Origin of the sequence: Chitinophaga sp. (assembly GCF_036569125.1) — a bacterium.
GTDB lineage: Bacteria > Bacteroidota > Bacteroidia > Chitinophagales > Chitinophagaceae > Chitinophaga.
This window is the reverse complement of the sequence record NZ_DATCRF010000770.1, coordinates 1-19,464: the sequence shown is the minus strand read 5'-3', so window position 1 is coordinate 19,464 and position 19,464 is coordinate 1. Positions and strand designations below refer to the sequence as shown.

General features: G+C 48.1%; 12 protein-coding genes and 1 pseudogene. 3 read left to right on the top strand and 10 right to left on the bottom strand.

Going from position 1 to position 19,464, the window contains the following annotated elements; genetic code table 11:
• The first annotated feature begins 76 nt into the window (after window positions 1-76).
• Window positions 77-316 carry a hypothetical protein gene (locus VIM87_RS28480; protein ID WP_332000268.1) on the top strand — a complete coding sequence of 80 codons (240 nt, stop codon included), beginning with the start codon at window positions 77-79 and terminating at the stop codon, window positions 314-316.
• Window positions 317-424: 108 nt separating this feature from the next.
• Here the strand turns inward: VIM87_RS28480 and VIM87_RS28475 are convergent, their stop codons facing one another.
• From VIM87_RS28475 to VIM87_RS28430, 10 genes are all read right to left on the bottom strand, one after another.
• Window positions 425-1,438 carry an NAD(P)H-dependent glycerol-3-phosphate dehydrogenase gene (locus tag VIM87_RS28475; RefSeq protein ID WP_332000267.1) on the bottom strand — a complete coding sequence of 338 codons (1,014 nt, stop codon included), beginning with the start codon at window positions 1,436-1,438 and terminating at the stop codon, window positions 425-427.
• A gap of 188 nt (window positions 1,439-1,626) precedes the next feature.
• Window positions 1,627-3,009 carry an efflux RND transporter periplasmic adaptor subunit gene (locus VIM87_RS28470; protein ID WP_332000266.1) on the bottom strand — a complete coding sequence of 461 codons (1,383 nt, stop codon included), beginning with the start codon at window positions 3,007-3,009 and terminating at the stop codon, window positions 1,627-1,629.
• 30 nt (window positions 3,010-3,039) lie between these two features.
• Window positions 3,040-4,500, bottom strand: a complete 1,461-nt coding sequence (locus tag VIM87_RS28465) for a TolC family protein (protein ID WP_332000265.1) — start codon at window positions 4,498-4,500, stop codon at window positions 3,040-3,042.
• Between the two features lie 167 nt (window positions 4,501-4,667).
• Window positions 4,668-5,330 (bottom strand): ABC transporter ATP-binding protein, encoded by a 663-nt coding sequence (locus tag VIM87_RS28460; protein ID WP_089907355.1) that lies wholly within the window; start codon window positions 5,328-5,330, stop codon window positions 4,668-4,670.
• A gap of 11 nt (window positions 5,331-5,341) precedes the next feature.
• Window positions 5,342-7,753, bottom strand: a complete 2,412-nt coding sequence (locus VIM87_RS28455; RefSeq protein ID WP_332000264.1) for an ABC transporter permease — start codon at window positions 7,751-7,753, stop codon at window positions 5,342-5,344.
• Window positions 7,754-7,764: 11 nt separating this feature from the next.
• Window positions 7,765-10,131 (bottom strand): ABC transporter permease, encoded by a 2,367-nt coding sequence (locus VIM87_RS28450; RefSeq protein ID WP_332000263.1) that lies wholly within the window; start codon window positions 10,129-10,131, stop codon window positions 7,765-7,767.
• Window positions 10,132-10,392: 261 nt separating this feature from the next.
• Window positions 10,393-12,777 carry an ABC transporter permease gene (locus VIM87_RS28445; RefSeq protein ID WP_332000262.1) on the bottom strand — a complete coding sequence of 795 codons (2,385 nt, stop codon included), beginning with the start codon at window positions 12,775-12,777 and terminating at the stop codon, window positions 10,393-10,395.
• Window positions 12,778-12,790: 13 nt separating this feature from the next.
• Window positions 12,791-15,217, bottom strand: coding sequence for an ABC transporter permease (locus VIM87_RS28440; RefSeq protein ID WP_332000261.1), 2,427 nt, complete (start codon window positions 15,215-15,217; stop codon window positions 12,791-12,793).
• Window positions 15,210-15,899 (bottom strand): ABC transporter ATP-binding protein, encoded by a 690-nt coding sequence (locus VIM87_RS28435; RefSeq protein WP_332000260.1) that lies wholly within the window; start codon window positions 15,897-15,899, stop codon window positions 15,210-15,212. Before VIM87_RS28435 ends, VIM87_RS28440 begins: the two co-directional genes overlap by 8 nt.
• Window positions 15,900-15,959: 60 nt before the next feature.
• Window positions 15,960-17,207, bottom strand: coding sequence for an efflux RND transporter periplasmic adaptor subunit (locus VIM87_RS28430; RefSeq protein WP_332000259.1), 1,248 nt, complete (start codon window positions 17,205-17,207; stop codon window positions 15,960-15,962).
• Between the two features lie 294 nt (window positions 17,208-17,501).
• On the opposite strand from VIM87_RS28430, the gene VIM87_RS28425 reads away from it, so the two are divergent.
• Together VIM87_RS28425 and VIM87_RS28420 are read left to right on the top strand one after the other, a co-directional pair.
• Complete coding sequence (locus VIM87_RS28425; protein ID WP_332000258.1) at window positions 17,502-18,821, top strand: sigma-54 dependent transcriptional regulator; 1,320 nt, start codon at window positions 17,502-17,504, stop codon at window positions 18,819-18,821.
• A 119-nt stretch (window positions 18,822-18,940) separates the two neighbouring features.
• Window positions 18,941-19,464, top strand: a pseudogene (locus VIM87_RS28420) (histidine kinase); the annotation flags it as partial.

Sequence of the window (19,464 nt, the reverse complement as noted above, 5' to 3'; positions counted from 1 at the left end):
AATCAGAACAGTGCAACCGGCCATATTCCTGGCAAACACCAAAGTTTATTTATTTGGGACGACAAAAATTCTACGCATGAGAAACCTCGCCTGTACATTCAAAGTGAATGGCATTCCCAAGCGGATCTGCCTCAAAAAAATAGCGAAAGAAAGAAAATTCCGGGTTACTGTAGAAGGCATTCAGATCGACTATTCCTTAAATGATGAGGATCATATTGAGCCGGTAAGCAACAGCCCGCTGCCCGACACTGCATTATTACCGCATATTGAGTGGATGATCCGGCACTATTTCCAGAATACAAAACAGCTGATTTAAAATAAATAGTTTTTTATTAGTAAGGGTTATAATCTAGCGCAACGGCCGGGCCTTAAAGCATGTGTCATTTAAACCAACCATTAAAATGACTTGCGGCCTGGCCTTTTTTTATACAAAACCCTTTTCGAGCGCAAGAAAGGCTTCTTCCGCATTCAGCTGCTCCCACAGTACCGCATATACGGCCCTTGCTACCGGCATATAAGCCCCTATTTCGTGGTTCATTTCAAAAATACATTTACTGGCGTAATACCCTTCCGCCACCATATTTAATTCCAGCTGGGCTGCTTTTACGCTGTAGCCCTTGCCGATCATATTGCCAAAGGTACGGTTACGGCTGTGCAGGGAGTAGCAGGTTACCAGCAGATCGCCCAGGTAGGCGCTGGCATTATAATTATGCTGGGTAACCGGCATATGTACAGGCCCGGCCCAGGTAGTATATTTTTCCAGGAAGTGCTGCATTTCCCGGAAGCAGTTGGTAATAAGCACGCTCAGGAAATTATCGCCATACTCCAAACCATGCGCAATGCCGGCGCCCATGGCGTAAATATTCTTTAACACGGCGGCCAGCTGCACGCCTATTACGTCATTATTCACGATAGTTTGCAGGTAGCTGTTGGTAAACAGGTCTGCAATGTTCTGGGTTTCTTCCAGCTGCAGGCCGGAAAAGGTAAGGTAAGAGAGCTTTTCATTCGCCACTTCCTCAGCGTGGCAGGGACCGGTAATGGTGAAGTACTGTTCCAGCGGCAGCCCAAAATCATCGGCCAGGTATTCATTAATAAACTGGTTGCTTTCCGGCACCAGCCCTTTAATGGCGGAGATCACTTTTTTATGCTGTAAAGCTTCCGGCGGCAGCACTGCCAGCACCTCTTCCAAAAAGGCAGAGGGTACGGCCAGCACCAGCACATCACTATTGGCCACCACCTCATGCAGCCGGTTGCTGAGGTTTAGCTGGTGGGTATCAAAATATACCGAGGTAAGGTAATGTTTGTTATGGTGGCGCTGCTGCAAATGGCGGATGGTATCTTCGCTCCGGATCCACCAATTCACCTGCTGACCATTATCTGTTAAAATTTTTGCCAAAGCGGTAGCCCAGCTGCCGCTGCCAATAATACCTGTACTCACCCGTTGAATTTTCCGCAATGTACTTAAAAAGGCAGGGGCCGGACTAAAAAAAATGTAAAATGTAAAATATTAAATGCTAAATGTAAAAGGGGAATGCAGTTCCTTATTCGCTGCATTCCCCTTTTACATTTAAAATTTTGCATTTATGATTTTACATTCTTTTAGCTCCCTCTATAATTTATAAGGCATTATTTCGTGGCTTCAAACAACTGAGCTGCGGGTACTACTTTTACTTTTTTACCGCTTTTTAGCTCACGGGACACGGCAGCATAAGGTCCGCTGATCACCTGGTCGCCGGGTTGCAGGCCGGAGAGGATCTCAATATTATTATCGTCCTGTATACCGGTTTTTACCTCTACCTGTTTTACCGTATTATCTTTTTGCAGCACAAACACCACTTCCTTGGTATCCTTGTTACCTGCTGCCGGCGGATCATCACCGTTTTCTGCTTGCTTCTTTTTGGCGGCATCTGCTTTGGCGGTAGCATTCTCCACCTCACGGGTGGTTACCGCGTTAATGGGTACGGACAATACCTGTGTTTTACGTTTGGTTTGTATATCCACACTGGCGCTCATACCCGGGCGAAAGGGAAAGTTCTTCGGCTGGGAAGGATCTATCAGATCTTTATAACTGTCGTTCAGGATGCGGATGTGTACAATATAGCTGGTAACCTGCTCTGCTGAAGAGGTGGTGCCGGAGGCAGTGGCCGTGGCGGCGCCTTTGCTGGAGCTGGCTATTTGTGTTACAATACCTTTGAACTTACGGTTGCTGTAGGCATCTACCTCAATAACGGCTGTATCGCCATATTTTACGCGGGGTATATCATTCTCGCCTACATCAACCTGTACTTCCATTACATTCAGGTCGGCAATGCGCATGATCTCAGTACCGGTCATTTGCAGGGTACCTACTACGCGCTCCCCTTTTTTAACGGGCAGCAGGGATACTACCCCGTGCATAGGCGATACGATGGTGGTACGGCCCAGGTTCTTATTAGCCTCTGTTAACCCTGCCTGTGCGCTGGCTACTGCATATTTATAGCTGTTCACCTGCTCTGTGGCGGCAGTAAAGTCGGCCAGGGCAGAGCGGTAGGCAGATTCCGCTGTTTCAAATTCACTTTTGGATACTACTTTCTGTGCATACAGTTCTTTATTCCTGTCATAGGCAGCTTTGTATTGCTCCAGCTTAGCCTTGTAAGCATTCAGGGCAGCGGCGGAATTGGCCATTTGCGCCTGGCTTTGGCTCAGGGCTGCAGTGGCTTTATCACGCTGTGAGCCATAAATATCTGCGTATATACGTACCAGTACCTGGCCCTTCTTAACAGAATCGCCTTCCAGTACGGGCAGGTCTACAATTTCGCCGGATACATCGGAGCTTACTTTTACTTCTATTTCAGGGTAAATTTTTCCGGTAGCAGCTACCACCTCAATAATATCTTTGTTGGCAGCTTTATCTGCAGCCACTTTGATACCTTCCTCCTTCCCGATCACGCCGGAGGCTTTTAGTACCAATAATAGTATTATCAGTGTTGCTACACTACCAACAATCCAATAAAGTGTCTTTTTCTTCATAGAGGCGGTTTGTTACAAGGGAGGGGGAGCCTACAGGGTTATTTTCTGGTCCCGGTAAAACTCCAGCAATTTCATTCTGAATATATAGTCATATTGTGCAGACACCTTATTTATCTGGGCCTGGAACAAATTATTTTGGGTCGTAATATAATCGATCGTGTTCATTAATCCTAAATTAAAGCGTTTCGTAGCAAAATCAAAGGCCTTTTGGGAAGCATCTACCCCCCGGCTGGCGGCATAGAACTTTTGAATGGCTGCTACGGCGTTGGCATGTGCGGTATAGATATCCTGTCTTAACTGCTGGTTATCCTTGTCACGGGTCAGCTCCTGGTTATACAGGTTCAGCTTATTGCGTTTGTACTGGGCGCGCGCCTGCCATGCGTTAAAAATAGGAATGCTCAGGCTTACGCCTACCGCCTGTTGAAAGTTATTGCTGATCTGGTCCCCGAAAGAGATCTTACCAAAGTTCTGCTGCGAAAAATGCGGATAGGGATCGCTGATCACCCGGTAGTTGGTGCCGCCTACATTTACATTGCCCAGCGTATCTGTTTTAACACCGGTTAATACATTACGGATATCATTTACATTATTGGCATAGTTGGTACCAATACCGGCTGATAAGGACAGCGTGGGGAACATGGCGCCCCTGGATGCGGCTACTGACCTTTCCCAGGATTTGATCTGCAGGGAATCGGCCCGGATCAGCGGGTTGGTGCTCATGGCTGCACTGAATACCATTTCCGGATCCACCTCATTCAGGCTGGGTAAGGGTATATTTGAAATATCCGTGGGTATTTCCGGCTGAAATGGAATATCAAAACCCAGGTTCAGCAGCGCCTTCATTTGCAGGGTAGATAATATTACATTGTTCTGGGCGGTGATAAGGTTGGCGCTATCCCTTGCCAGCTGGGCCAGCAGATCGGCCTGGTTGCTTTCCGGTACGGAGCCGGCAGCTACCAGCTTCTCCGTATTAGACAGCTGTGCTTTGGTAAGGGTGAGCTGGGTTTCATTTACATGCACCTGCTCATTGTTCTGCAGGATCTGTAAAAAGGTGGAAGCTATATTAAAGGCCACATCATTCTTAGCCTTTTCCAGTAAAAAGCCATATGCATTAGCCTGATAAATATTGGAGGCAATCGTATTACGCTTGCTGAACCAGTTGAACAGGGTAACATTCGTATTTAAGCTGGCGTTGGAAGAAAGGAAGCCCTGTGTTTCGTAAGTATACGTGGTAGGGTTTACGCTACGGCCGGCGTTGTAGTTACCACTAACACTGGCGCTCAGATTCGGGATCTGGGATAACTGGCTTTGCTTTAACGTAAGCTCTGCCAAACGCTTTTGCACGTCCTGCTGTTTAATGGAGATGTTATTAGCCATCGCATAATCCACACAACGTTTGAGGCTCCATTTATCCTGGGCAGCTACTTGTACAGTGTTAGCAAACAATAAACATATTACCAGGATGGGTCCCGGAAACTGGTATAGTTTCATAGCGTAACAAAAATATAGTAATTGTGATGATAGCCTTTGCCATTTCTTTATAAAAGGCAAATTTTTATTAGGTATGGCGAACGGCCACACTAATTTAGTGTAAAACATAACATTTTATTTATTGTTTTTTCTGAAATGTATGTTAACGCAGGTTTTACGCGAGGGTTTTACTGGATCTTGCCATCCCTGATCTCAATAACCCGGTGCCCGAAAGCAGCATTTTGTTCCGAGTGTGTAACCTGGATGATGGTGATTTTATCCGTTTCATTCAAATGTTTAAATAACTGCATAATTACCCGGGCCTGGTCGGAGTGCAGGTTGCCGGTAGGCTCATCGGCCAGTATAACGCGGGGTTCTGCCACAATAGCCCGGGCAATGCCTACCAGCTGCTGCTGGCCGCCGGAAAGCTGGTTGGGGAACAGGTCTTTTTTGGCTACCATGTTAAAACGGTCCAGCACATCGGCTACACGGCTTTTACGTTCCGCGCCGGGTATGTTCTTATATAATAATGGAGTTTCTATATTCTCATATACCGTCAGCTCATCTATCAGGTGATAGGCCTGGAACACAAAGCCAATACTGCCCCGGTGTAATTGCGTACGTTTTTTCTCGTTCATTTTATTTACCAGCTCCCCTTCAAACAGGTAATCGCCGCTGGAAGGCTCTTCCAGTAATCCCAGTATATGCAGCAGGGTAGATTTTCCCGACCCTGAGGGGCCCATTATAGACACAAACTCCCCTTCAAAGATCGTGAGGTCTACATCCTTTAAAATTTCATTCTTACCGAATCCTACCGGGTAATGCTTGGAAATATGTCTTAATTGTATCATAGTTAAATTGTTTATTCCGTTCTGATAGACTTTACCGGGTTCATTAAAGCAGCCCTGATGGATTGTACACTTACGGTAACAACGGCCACCAGCACTGCAATTACAGCGGCTCCTATAAAGATGCCTATATTAATATGGATGCGGTACGCGTAATTCTGCAGCCATTGCTCCATCAGGTACCAGGCAACAGGGCTGGCAATGATCACGGACAGGAGCACCAGCTTCACAAAATCTTTTGACAGCAGGGTTACGATGCTGGTAACGCTTGCGCCCAGCACCTTGCGCACGCCTATTTCCCGGGTACGCTGCGTCATTACCAGTACAGAAATGGCAAACAGCCCCATACAGGATATTACAATGGCCAGTACCGCCGCGCTGATAAATATACTTGAAAAGCGTTTTTCTTTACGATACTGCCGGTCTGTATTTTCATCCAGGAAAGAGGGGTCTGTCTGGTTGCCGGGGTAGGCCTCGTTCCAGCGTTTTGTTACCAGCGCCATGGAAGCCGGCAGGTTGCCCCGGGGCACCTTCACAAAAATATACTGCAGCGGGGAGCCGGGTGATATGAACATGGAAAGCGGCTCTATCTTTTCCTGCAGGGAGCGGAAGTTGAAATCCTTCACAATACCTATTACCTGCATGGGATGCGCACTGTCGCTCACCGGCAGTAATGCGCCCAGCGCTGCTTTTACGCCGCCCAGCTGCTGCGCCATTTTTTCATTTATAACCAGGGCCATAGAATCTGCACCGTATTGTGGTGAAAAATCGCGGCCGGCTACCAGCGTCAGGTCCAGTGTTTTTACATAATCATAATCAACCCGCAGCCAGTTGCTGCTTATTACGTGGCCCTTATAATCATACGATACTTTGGAGGTGGCGGAGGAGCCATCCCGGCCACGGCCCAGGTTAATATCTGTGCCGCTAACGCTTAATACATTGGCCTCGCCTGCCAGCGTATTACGCATACGTTTCAGCGCCTGTTCCGGGTTTACATCATGTGGCAGCGGCAGGCTGATAACCTGTTCCCTGTTAAATCCCAGCGGCTGTTTGCGCAGGTAGTTCAGCTGCTGCCAGGCAATAAGGGTGCAGCAGATAAGCAGGGAGGAGATCACAAACTGTGTTACCATCAGCACATTACGCACCTTGCCCGACCTGCCGGCCTGCATACTGCCTTTTAGTACCTTGATGGTGTTTATACGCGCAACCACCCAGGCGGGGTAACCGCCGGCCATTAACGTAACCAGGAAAAACAGCAGTGCTGCAATACCCAGCAACAGCGGTTGCTGTAACAATCCAAACGTAAGCTTGCTATTGAACAGGGAATTATAAGCCGGCAATAAAAAGTAGGCTGCTGCTAAACCTATCAGCAGCGCCAGCCCGCATACCAGCACGGCCTCGCCCCACATCTGGGTAATGAGCTGAAAACGGAATGCGCCTAATATTTTGCGCATGCCTATTTCCCGCGAGCGGGTGAAAGCGCCGGCAATAGTAAGGTTCATGAAATTTATACAGGCAATGAAAAGTATGAACGCGCCTACCAGTAATAACAGGTAAGGGTAAAATTTGCCCTGGCTTTCTGAGCCAATGCCGTTTAAATGCAGGTCTGTAAGCTTTCTTAAATGCAGGCCTATCAGCTCTCCGTTCTCACCGGGTGTGGCGCCATCCCTTTTCAGGTCCCGCAGCCGCTCTGCAAAATATTTGTTCACGAATGCTTTGGCGCGGCGCTCAAAAGCCGCCGTGCCGGCATGGTCTGCCAGCTGTACATACACGTAATGGGTGCTGGAGTTCCAGGCATCCTTCTGGCTTTCATAACCGCCTGCATTCTCAAAACGGCACAGGGCATCAAATTCAACACTGGAATTGTCCGGCGCATCTTTCATTACCGCGCTTACTATAAAGGTCTTCCAGCTATCGCCGATACGCGCTTCCAGCTGTTTGCCCACCGGCTCCTCGCTACCGAAAATGCTTTGTGCTTTTTTGGCTGATAATACGATGTTACTCATACTGGCCAAAGGCGCCTGTGTATTACCTTTTATAAGCGGGAAAGAGAACATGTGCAGGAAATCCACATCCACCCCTTCCAGGTCTGTTTCAAATATTTTATCATGGTAGCGCAACATACCGGAGGTATATAACATACGCGTTGCGGCCTTTACCTCCGGGAACTCCTGTTTCATGGCGGGGGTAAGCGGCATGGGCATGTTAGCCCTTTGCTCCAGGCCCTGTGCATGGTAGGTGTTAATATACAGCATGTACAGCTGCTTGTTTGTATGGAACCGGTCATAGGAAAATTCGCGGTAGGCTGTCATTACCAGCAGTATGGCGGCTGCGAAGGCTACAGACAAGCCCAGTATATTTACAGCAGTAAGCAGCTTTGTTTTCCAAAGGTTACGCCATGCTATTTTAAGGTAGTTACGGAACATACGGTTTAGTTCTATTCTGTTTTCAATGCTTTTACCGGGTTCATTAAAGCGGCTTTTATGGCCTGTATGCTTACGGTTAGCAGGGCAATGGCCAGCGTAGCCATACCTGCCCCGGCCAGCAGCCACCAGGATATGGTGATGCGGTATGCAAAATCCTGCAGCCAGCGCTGCATGGCCCACCAGGCCAGGGGTGCGGCTATAAGTATGGCAATGCCTACCAGCTTTAGCAGGTCTTTGGATAACAGGGATACCAGGCTAACAATACTGGCGCCCAATACCTTGCGGATGCCTATTTCACGGGTGCGCTGCTGTGCAGCCAGGGCTACCAGCGCAAAAATGCCGGCACAGGCTATGAGCACACTTACAATGGTGAAAAAACGAATGAGCGCAAGAATACCTTCTATGGTCTTATATTGTTTATTGAACACCTCATCTGCAAAGCTGTACGTAAATTCACGGTAAGAAGGCATTTGGCTGAAAGCTTTTTTCAGCAGCGCAATCACCGGGGCGGCCTGTTGTGGCTTAATGCTTATGCTCAGGTAATTGTACCCGGGCTGCATAGCGGTTTTACCGGCATAAAAATGGATCAGCGGCTCTACGCTGCCGGCCATGGAACGGTAATGATAATCATCCGTTACGCCTATCACCCGCAGGCTTTCCCTCCCTCCTTTGGTGTGAAGGGTTTTACCTTCAATGCTGCTCCAGCCCATACTTTTCATGGCTGTTTCATTGATCAGCACCGCTTCCTTATCCAGGGCCATATCTGCAGAAAAATTCCGGCCCTGTAAAATGCGTATGCCGTATGTAGGCACAAAACCATTATCAATATTGGTTTGGCGCATACCCAGCTCTTTATTGCTGCCATCTTCGGCCACAAAGGCGTTATAGTTTTCCCAGAACTGGCCGGGTATGCACTGCGAGGTGGATACGCTGCTTACTGCAGCCTGCTGCTGCAGCTGGGTTATTAAATGATCAATGCCGCTGCGGGCCTGCGCAGTATCCATAAAATCAAGATCCAGCTTTACGGTCAGCACCTGCTCTTTATTAAAGCGCACATCCCCCACTTTCATATACTGCACCTGCTGCTGCATTATAAGGCTGCCTGCAATAAATACCACGGCTATTACAAATTGTGCTATAATAAGGCCCTGGCGTATGTATGCTTTTTGCGGGGCCGCCTGCAGCTTGCCTTTTACCGCATTGGCTAGCTTTAATGCGCTGATGTATGCTGCAGGGTAGCCACCGGCTGCCAGGGTTAATACGGCGCCGGTTAGCAGCCATATGCCAATAAAGGCAGGCCGGTACAACATAGCAGCGGTGATCTGTAAGCCGTTCAGCTGCTCATTTAACAGCGGCAGCAGTATAAATGCCATGCTCCATGCCAGCAGCAGGGCAATGCATACCATTACACCAACTTCGGTAAAGAACTGCATTAATATGGCCTGGCGGCCGGAGCCTAATACCTTGCGCACCGCTACCTCCTGCACCCGTGTAAAAGATACTGCCATATTCAGGTTCACCAGGTTAATGGCTACCAGCAATAAAATAAACACCGCTATGCAGGTGAGGCCGTACACGTAAAAATCAAAGTTGAGCGCACCATACTTTTTTGCATATTCCCGGTAAGGGAGCAGGTGCATAACCCGGTCTTTTGCACCTTCAGCAAAATGGGCCGCTACCATCTTTTTCAGCTGCGCTTCTATAGCCGCTACATTAGCACCGGGCTGCAGCAGCACATAGCTGCTGGTAAAGCAGTTATACCAGTCTGCTATGGGGCCAAACTCCTTGTCATCTGTTAAGTTCTTATTCCATAACAGCACGGCGGGTTGTATAGATGCATTGGCCGGTATGGGCTGCATTACGCCGGATACGGTGAACCGGCGCTTATCTGCAAAAGCAACGGTTTTACCCAGGGGATTACCGTTGCCAAATAATTTTTCCGCCACCGGGGCCGACAGCACAATGGAAGATTTATCTTTTAACGCAGTGGCGGTATTGCCGTATTTAAGCGGATAGGTGAATACATTCAGGAAACCGGTATCCACATAGGTGATCTCCTCACTAATGGTTTTATCCTTATAGCTGATCCAGGGCGCATCCCAGTGATTAACGCGGGTGCCGTTCACTACCTGCGGAAGATCCTTTTGCATGAGCTCCAATAAGGGGAACACATTTTTCTCATTATCATTATCCGTTTGCAGCAGGTACAGGTTATCCAGGTGCTTATGAAACTTATCTTTCACTACCATCTGCTGCACACACAACACCAGGAAGGCTACACAGGTAAGCCCCACGCTCAGCCCCAGCACATTGATAACGGTGAACAGCTTTCGCCGCCACAGGTTACGCCAGGCTATTTTCAGGTAGTTACGGAACATTCTTCAATTTTTTTGTGTGATAAAAAAATGTGGGGCATGTAGACACATCCCCCGGCATTTGACTTGTTATTCTACTCGTAAACATGTACTGATTGAAACCATAGTTATTTAAAGTATTTACGCTGTTCTCAATGATCTTACCGGTTCATTAAAGCTGCTTTCACAAATTGAAAACTGATGGTAAACCATGTTACTACGGTGCATAAACCGGCTGCCATAAACATACATCCACTACTCCATGCTAACAGGTAGCCTGCCTATTTATTCTGTTCTTAAACTTTTTACAGGATTAATAACAGCGGCCTTAATAGCCTGGTAACTTACTACTGTTAATGTAATGCCCAATGCAGCGCCACCGGTGGCCATAAAGATCCACCAGTGAATGGGGGTGCGGTATTCATACTGCTGTAACCAGTGTTGCATTCCATAGTAGGCTGCCGGCGCCGCCAGCAGGAAAGCAATGAACACCAGCTTCAGAAAATCGCCGGAAAGCAGCGCCCATATGCTCAGCACCGTAGCGCCTAATACTTTGCGCACACCAATTTCTTTGGTGCGCTGTTCCGCTGTAAAAGAAGCTAATCCAAAAATGCCCAGGCAACTGATTAAAATGGCCAGTATGGCAAAACAACCTGCCAGCTTACCAATACGCTCCTCTGCCATAAATTTTTTCCCATATTCCTGGTCATTGAATTTATAGTTGAAAGGACTGCCCGGGTTATATTTTTTAAACACCGCCGCTATTTTATCCAGCGCCGCCCGGTTATTGCGGCCGGGTTTTATTTTAACGGTGATCACATTCGCCCAGTCGTAGTTCAAACGGAATACGGTAGGTATGGCGGCAGCAAAAGGCGATTCCATTAACAGATCTTTTACCACGCCTATAACCGTGTATTGATGTTTGCCCCACTGAATTTTTTCGCCAACCGGATCTTTAAGTCCCATCACCGCAGCGGCCGATGCATTTAAGATCATAGCGCTGCTGTCCGTAGCATATTCACGGGAAAAATCCCGCCCGGCCAGTATTTGCCAACCAATGGTGGCGCCAAAATCATGTGTACAGGCTATGTTGCCAAACAGTATTTTTTCTTCCTCCCTTTTACCACGCCACTTCATATTTTCTCCTCCGCGTGAAAACAGCTGGGTTGTGGGGCTGGATGATTCTGCCATGTTTTCAACCATACCGGTGGCCTGCAGCTCTTTTTGCAGCACGTCATAATGCCCGAACAGGTCAGGTGTGTTCATGGGAATGGTAATAAGCCCGTCCCTGCTATACCCTATCGCACGGTCTTTGGTGTATTGTATCTGCTGAAAAATAATGACCGTACCAATGATCAGTATTACCGATACTGCAAACTGCACTATTACCAATACTTTACGGGGCATTGCAGCAAAACGGCCTGCGCGGAAGGTGCCCTTTAATACTTTTACCGGTTGAAAAGCCGACAGGTAAAACGCAGGATAACTGCCTGCCAGCACACCTGTTACAAGCATAAAACCTGCACATAACAGCCAGAAGCTTACGCTGCCCCAGGGAAGAGCGATCTGCTTATCTGCCACATTATTAAACCAAGGCAGGAACAACATGGTCAGCAGCAGCGCTATACAAAACCCAATAGCTACTACCAGTAATGATTCACTTAAGAACTGCCCTACCAGCTGTTCTTTTGCAGAGCCTATGGCTTTGCGGATGCCTACTTCCCTGGCCCGCCTGGCCGCGCGGGCCGTGCTCAGGTTCATAAAGTTTATACAGCCCAGCAGCAGCACAAATACACCGATTAAACCAAACAGCCATACAAACCGTATGTCGCCACCTGTATTTATTCCATTTTGAAATTCCGAATACAATTTCCATTTACGCATGGGGTGCAGCAGCAACATTGGGTTGGATTCATCTGCACTATTATCTTTTATTACAGATTGTATCTTACCGGATACTTTTTGTGCATCTACCTGCGGGTTTAACTCTGCAAACATCTGAAAGGAATATTCATTCCAATCCGTAACAGCATGTTTTGCCCAGTCGCCGGAACTGGCCAGGTACTGGCTGAAAGGCGCTATAAATGCAAGATCGCTAAAGCTGGAATTATGTGGAATATCTGCATATACGCCACTCACCTTTACATCTGTTTTATTATTCAGCTTCACTATTTTGCCGGTGGCCGGCTGGCTGCCAAATAAGCTCCTGGCCAGGGAGGCGGATAGCAAGATGGTATTCACATCCTGCAGCGCTGTTTGCCGGCTGCCTTCCAGCATTTGCAGGGATAACATTTCAGGGGCCTGCGGCTCCATATAAATACCGGTGCTGGTTAACTTGTTATCCCCGGCTGCAATAATATTTTCCAGGGCCCAGGAGGATGTTACCACACTTTTAAAATCACTGCCGTAATGCGTGCGCAGGTACTCTGCCAGCGGTATGGGTACTGCCGACCCGGTGCTTGTTACACCCTGGAAGGTAGCCTGCCGCATTACCTGCACAATACGGTCGTAATGCTGGTGATATTTATTATAAGAAACCTCGTCCCATATCCATAGCCCTATAAGCATAGCTACTGCCATACCGGCTGAAAGGCCGGTAATATTGATCAGCGCATATGCCTTGCTGCGGTGCAGGTTACGCCAGGCTATTTTCAAATAATTACGGAACATGTGGCAAGGTTATTTATTCTGTTCTCAAACTTTTTACAGGATCCATCAGCGCTGCTTTTACTGACTGGAAGCTGATGGTGCACAGCGCTATTACCACTGCAATGGCGCCTGCCAGTATAAACACCCACCATTGTATAGTGGTACGGTAAGCAAAATCCTGCAGCCAGCTATTCATAATGTACCACGCTACCGGTATAGCTATTACGATAGCGATGAATACCAGCTTAATAAAATCGCGGCTTAACAGCGTAACAATATCTGCTACGGATGCGCCATGTACCTTACGGATGCCTATTTCCTTGGTGCGTTGTTCTGCAGTGAATATGGCAAGTCCTGAAAGGCCCAGGCATGCTACTACAATGGCCAGCACGGCAAACAGAACAAAAATATTCCCGGTACGCTGGTCGGCCTGGTACATGGCGTTAAACTCTTCATCCATAAAGGAGTACAGGAAAACCTGCCCGGGTACCATTGCATCCCACTGCTGTTTTATTTTCTCCACCAGCCCCGGAAGGTTACCGGTTTTAACACGGAAGGCCATGCTGCCCCTCTGTTCCTCCAGCCGCAGCATAAGCGGCGTAATGGCCTGGTGCAGGGAATTATAATTGAAGTCTTTTATTACGCCAACAATATGTAAGACACGCAATTGACCACCATCTACCGGCTCGTATAGCTCCTTACCTACCGGGTCTTTAAAGCCCAGCATCCTGGCGGCTGTTTCACTTACGATGATAGCGGAGGAATCCGTTCCAAAATGTTGAGGGTCAAAGTTCCTGCCTGCTGTTACCTTCATGTCCAGCGTAGGGATATAATGCTCATCCACCGACCAGGTTTCTGTTGTAAAAGCACTGTTAGCGGAGGTATTACGATCTTTGAAAAAGCTGGGGCTTTGCCGGAACTGACCGGTAGGCAAAAAGCCCGTCATGGTACCATTCTTTACGCCGGGCAGGCGCAGTACCGCTTCCCGGAAAGCTTTTGCCTGCTTATATAAAGGGTAGGTATTTTGCAGTACCAGCACCTGCTGGCGGTTATAACCGATCTGGCGGTGCTGTATATAATGCAGCTGGTTGTAAATAACAATGGTGCCAATGATCAATACACTGGAAATAACAAACTGCACTACCACCAGGGTGCTGCGCAATCCCCGGGTATTATTGTCAGATAGCAGCTTACCTTTTAATACCTGTATAGGTTTAAACCCTGACAGGAAGAAGGCGGGATATGCGCCCGCCAGCATGCCCACTATCAGTAATAACGCAAGAAAGTATAAGATAAGACGGGGCTGATGCAGCAGGTCAATAGTCATTTGCTTGCCTGCAAGCTGGTTAAAGAAGGGCAGCAAAACAATGGCTGCCAATACAGCAAGCCCCATAGCCAGTGCGCATATCAGCCATGATTCAGAAAGGAATTGCAGGATCAGCTGTTTGCGCTGTGAGCCCAGCGCCTTGCGTACACCTACCTCCCGTGCCCTGCTGGCGGAACGGGCCGTAGAAAGGTTCATGAAATTTATACAGGCGATCAGTAATATAAAAACAGCGGCAGCGGAGAAGATGTATACGTATTGTATATTCCCGCCGGGCTCAATGGACGACTGGTCTGCCCTGTCAGCATGCAGGTGTATCATGGAAAGCGGCGTAGCATCATAACGCACATGATTGCCTCCCTGCTCCAGCTTATCCATGCTGATATGCAGGATCTCCGAATAAAAGGGAGCGATATATTTCTTTGTCACATCCCGCAGAAAGGCATTCAAAATACTTTCGCTCACACCGGGGCGTACCAGCACATAGGTATAGTAGTTATGATTGCCCCAGTTATTACTACGGCTGTTCTCCATTTCCGACATGCTCATAAGAAAATCGAAGTGGAAATGGGAAGCATCCGGCATATCCTTCATCACGCCGGTAACCTGGTAGTCTGCCGTATTATTGAGATGCAGTATTTTGCCCACTACGTCCGTGGACTGGAAATATTTGCGGGCCGCCGTTTCAGATAACACTACAGAGTAAGGAGCGGTGAGCGCTGTTTTAGGGTCACCGGCCAGCAGGGGCAGTGTGAACACGTCAAAGATAGTGGAGTCTGCCCAGGCAGCCTTTTTCTCCTGCAGGGTTTCATTTCCTTTCCGCACCAGGATATCACGCGGGGGATCCAGCCGCACAAATTTCTCTATCTGCGGATAGTCATGCGCCAGCGTAGGACCCATTACATCCTGTACCTGGCAGGAAATAAAGTTGCTGTTATTTACGTGTATATCGGTATGAAGCCGGTAAATACGGTCCCATTTTGTATTATACCTGTCATAGCTCAGCTCCTGCTGCACCCATAACAGTAACAGCATGCTTACGGTAAGGCCTATCGTTAACCCACCCACGTTAATGAGCGTGAAAACTTTCTGCTTCCACAAATTTCGCCAGGCTATTTTCAGGTAGTTTTTAAACATGGAACTGCTCTTTGATATTTTCTGTTACCACCTTACCATCAAACAGGTTAATAATGCGGTGTGCAAAGCCTGCATCATAAGGGCTGTGCGTAACCATTACCATGGTGGTGCCGGCATCATTCAGCTCCTGCAGCAGCTTCATTACTTCTTCACCATTGGTACTATCCAGGTTACCTGTGGGCTCATCCGCCAGGATCATTTTAGGTTTGGCTACCACGGCGCGGGCAATGGCCACCCTTTGCTGCTGGCCACCGGACAGCTGCTGCGGAAAGTGGTTGCGGCGGTGCATGATGTTCATGCGCTCCAGCACCTGCTCCACCTTTTGCTTTCTTTCGCTGGATGGCACTTTCAGGTACAGAAGGGGCAGCTCAACATTTTCAAACACCGTTAGCTCATCGATCAGGTTAAAGCTCTGGAACACAAAACCAATAGAACCTTTACGCAGCTGCGCGCGCTGGCGCTCGCTCATACGGGCCACTTCCTTATCCCAGAAAAAATATTCGCCGCCACTGGGGTTATCCAGCAGGCCCAGGATGTTCAGCAGGGTGGATTTACCACAGCCGGAGGGGCCCATAATGGCTACAAACTCTCCATCCTGAATTTCCATATTAATACCGTTCAGGGCGGTAGTTTCTACTTCTTCTGTTGTAAATAACTTTTGAAGATTAACGGTTTTTATCATGTTGATTAATTTAAATATCCAATAGATTGATCCAACAATACAATAGATGGAAGGCCGGTCTTAGAACACTAATACCTCCTTATCCCCGAAGTTCTCATAAGAGGAAGTGATCACCTGCTCACCAGGCTGCAGCCCTTCCAGCACCTCAAAGAACTGCGGGTTCTTTTGGCCCAGGGATATGTTGCGTTTTACCGCGCGCTTACCGCCCTTATCCACTACATATACCCAGTTGCCGCCGGTATCGGAGAAAAAGCCGCCCACCGGCAGCAGCACTGCTTCTGATGACTTGCCCAGCTCAAGGCGTATAGGGGAGGATTGCCCGCGGCGTATGCCTTCCGGGGTACCTTTTACAAAGTTCATATCCACATTAAAACGCGCGTTGATCACCTCCGGAAAAGCTTTGGTAACTTCCAGCTCATAGGTTTTACCGTTAAACTCGAAAGAGGCTTTTAAACCGGCAAATACCCGGGAAAGGTAATGCTCATCCACTTCTGCGCGCATCTTAAAGCCATCCAGGTCATCGATCTGCCCGATATTTTGCCCTGCGGTAATGCTGGAACCTACCTCCACATTCACGGACGACAGCTGCCCTTCAATAGGCGCCCGTACGATCAGGTTGTTCAGGTTATCCTTCATCATCTGCAGGTTGCGCTGGGTGCGTGCGATAGTGCCTTCCAGCTGTGCTATCTGCAATTTGGCATTTTCTTCCTGGTATTTCTGGCTTTCTATTTCAATCTGCCGCTGCTTTAACAGGCCTTCATAATCCAGCTTGGTTTTAACAAACTCCTGGCGGGCCACTATCTTTTCATCCACCAGCTGTTTATTACGGTCGTAAATATCTTTTGCCTGGTCTATCTTATAATCCAGGTCGCTGAGCGTTTTTTCCAGCGTATAGCGGTTTTGCTTCAGGCTCAGGCGGGTGTTCTGCAGTTCATTGATCAGGCGGTACATTTCTGTTTCATGGTTCATGAACTCCATTTGCATACGCTGGTTTTCCAGGCGCAGAATAGAATCGCCCCGCTTAACCATGCTGCCGCCTTCCAGGTACTTCTGGCTTACATACCCGCCCTCAATAGCATCCAGGCGAATGGTTTTCAGGGGTTGTACCACGGCCGTAACGGCTATATATTGATCAAAGGTGCCTTTGGTAACGGTGCTAACAGTGATCTTATCCTTTTCCACGTTCAGCCGGGAACGGTGATCGGCAAATATGAGGTTATATGCCAGCAGCAGTACTACCAGACTGCCGCCGCCTATCAGAAGAATACGTTTACCTGACCAGAATTTTTTTTCTATTTTTCTATCCATGATTGACATGCCCTATTTGGCTGCCCTGGAAGTTCAACCAACATGCCAAAGCTATAAAACCTTTACCAGTAAGGGATTCCGAAAAAACAGGCGGTTAAAAACGTTCTGTACCGGACAATACTTGTTCATTTCCGGACACTTTTAAAACGCTGCGAAAACCGCCGGGAAAAAGGAAATCTTTGATTAATATTGCCAGTGGCGGGCTGCCGCCATTATCCAACCCCTGGCACCGATACAGGAATATAGTTTGCTGAACTAAAAAATATGATGACGACAACACTACCCGGAAAAATTTTGATAGTTGATGATGATATGGATGTGCTGAGGGCTGCCCGCCTGTTATTAAAACGCCATTTTGAACAGGTGGATTTTGAGCGCAACCCCCAAAAGATCCCTTACCTGGTTTCCAACTTTGATTATGATGTAATACTGCTGGACATGAACTTTACCCGCGACCTGAGCAGCGGTAAGGAAGGTTTTGAGTGGCTGGACCGTATCCTGGACCTGAAGCCCCAGTCGTCCGTAGTTATGTTCACCGCTTATGGCGATGTAGAGATGGCCGTGCGCGCCATTAAAGCCGGCGCCACTGATTTTGTGCTGAAACCCTGGGAAAATGAAAAGCTGCTGGCCACCATGCAGGCGGCTTTTAATAAACACCGGGCCGCCACGCAAAAAGAAAAACCCTCCAGCAATACGGACGGGGAGCTGATAACCGGCAACAGCGCTGCCATGCAGCAGGTAATGGATACTGTGAACCGGGTAGCCGCCACCGATGCCAATATACTGATACTGGGCGAGAACGGTACCGGTAAGGATATGCTGGCCCGCCACATTCACCACCTGAGCCAGCGCAATAAACAACCCTTTGTAAGCGTGGACCTGGGCGCCATTAGCGAAACGCTTTTTGAAAGCGAGCTGTTTGGCCATGTAAAAGGAGCGTTTACCGATGCCCGTGAGGACCGCAACGGCCGTTTTGAGGAAGCTAACAGCGGTACTATTTTCCTGGATGAGATAGGCAATATTTCCCTCCCCTTCCAGGCCAAGCTGCTAACGGTGCTGCAAAACCGCTCCGTTACCAAAGTAGGCTCCAACAAAACCATCCCGGTAGATGTAAGGCTGATCTGCGCCACCAACCGCCATATTCAGCAAATGGCCAGCCAGCACCTGTTCCGCCAGGATCTGTTATACCGTATTAACACCATAGAGATCCAGCTGCCTCCCCTGCGTGAGCGGGTTGAGGATATTGTGCCGCTAGCCGAACACTTTTTGCAGCTGTACCGCGATAAATACAAACGTACGGTAAGCAGCTTACATGAATCTTTAGTACAGCAGCTAAAGCAGTACGACTGGCCGGGCAACATCCGCGAGCTGCAGCATGCCATTGAAAGGGCTGTTATATTATCGCAGGGTAAAAGCCTGATGCCTAAAGACGTATTTGTGAAAAGCCCGGCCAAAGAGCAGGAGCTGGATACCGGCTACAACCTGGAAGAAATGGAACGTACCATTATTACCCAGGCTATGAAAAAAGTGAACGGCAATATTACGGAAGCCGCACGGGAGCTGGGGCTGAGCAGGGCAGCGCTGTACAGAAGATTAGAAAAATACAATTTATAATTACGAATTGATCAATTACGAATTACGAGTGGATCGAAGCGAATGAGTTTGTTGGGTGTTATCAATACGATGTACTCAATTCATAATTCGTAATTGATTAATTCGTAATTCTTATTCCCATGAGTCATTTCAGTATAAATATATTCCTCCGCATTCTGCTGCTAACAGTTACCATAGCAGCAGGTGTTTGGCTATGGCGGCTGGCAGGCGTTATCCCGGGTATAGCATTGGTTGTACTGATCATTATTCAGATCTATGGTTTGTATTATTACCTGAACCGGGTAAACCGTAAGCTAACGCTGTTCCTGGAATCCATCCGCTACGAAGATTTTTCCATCCGTTTTAATGCGGATAATAAAATGGGCAAAAGCTTCCGGGAGCTGAACCAGCAGTTTAATGAAGTGCTGGACGCTTTTCGCCAAACCCGTGCTGAGAAAGAAGCGAACCTGAAGTATATTGATACGATCGTACAGCATATCAGCATTGGTATGCTGTCTTTTGATGCAGAAGGAAAAATAGAGCTCATCAACCCCTCTGCTTTCCGCCTGCTGAATATATACCGCCTGCGCAATATTGCAGAGCTGAAAAGCACCCACCCCGATCTGCCGGAACTGCTGCTACAGCTGCGCTCCGGCAATAAGAT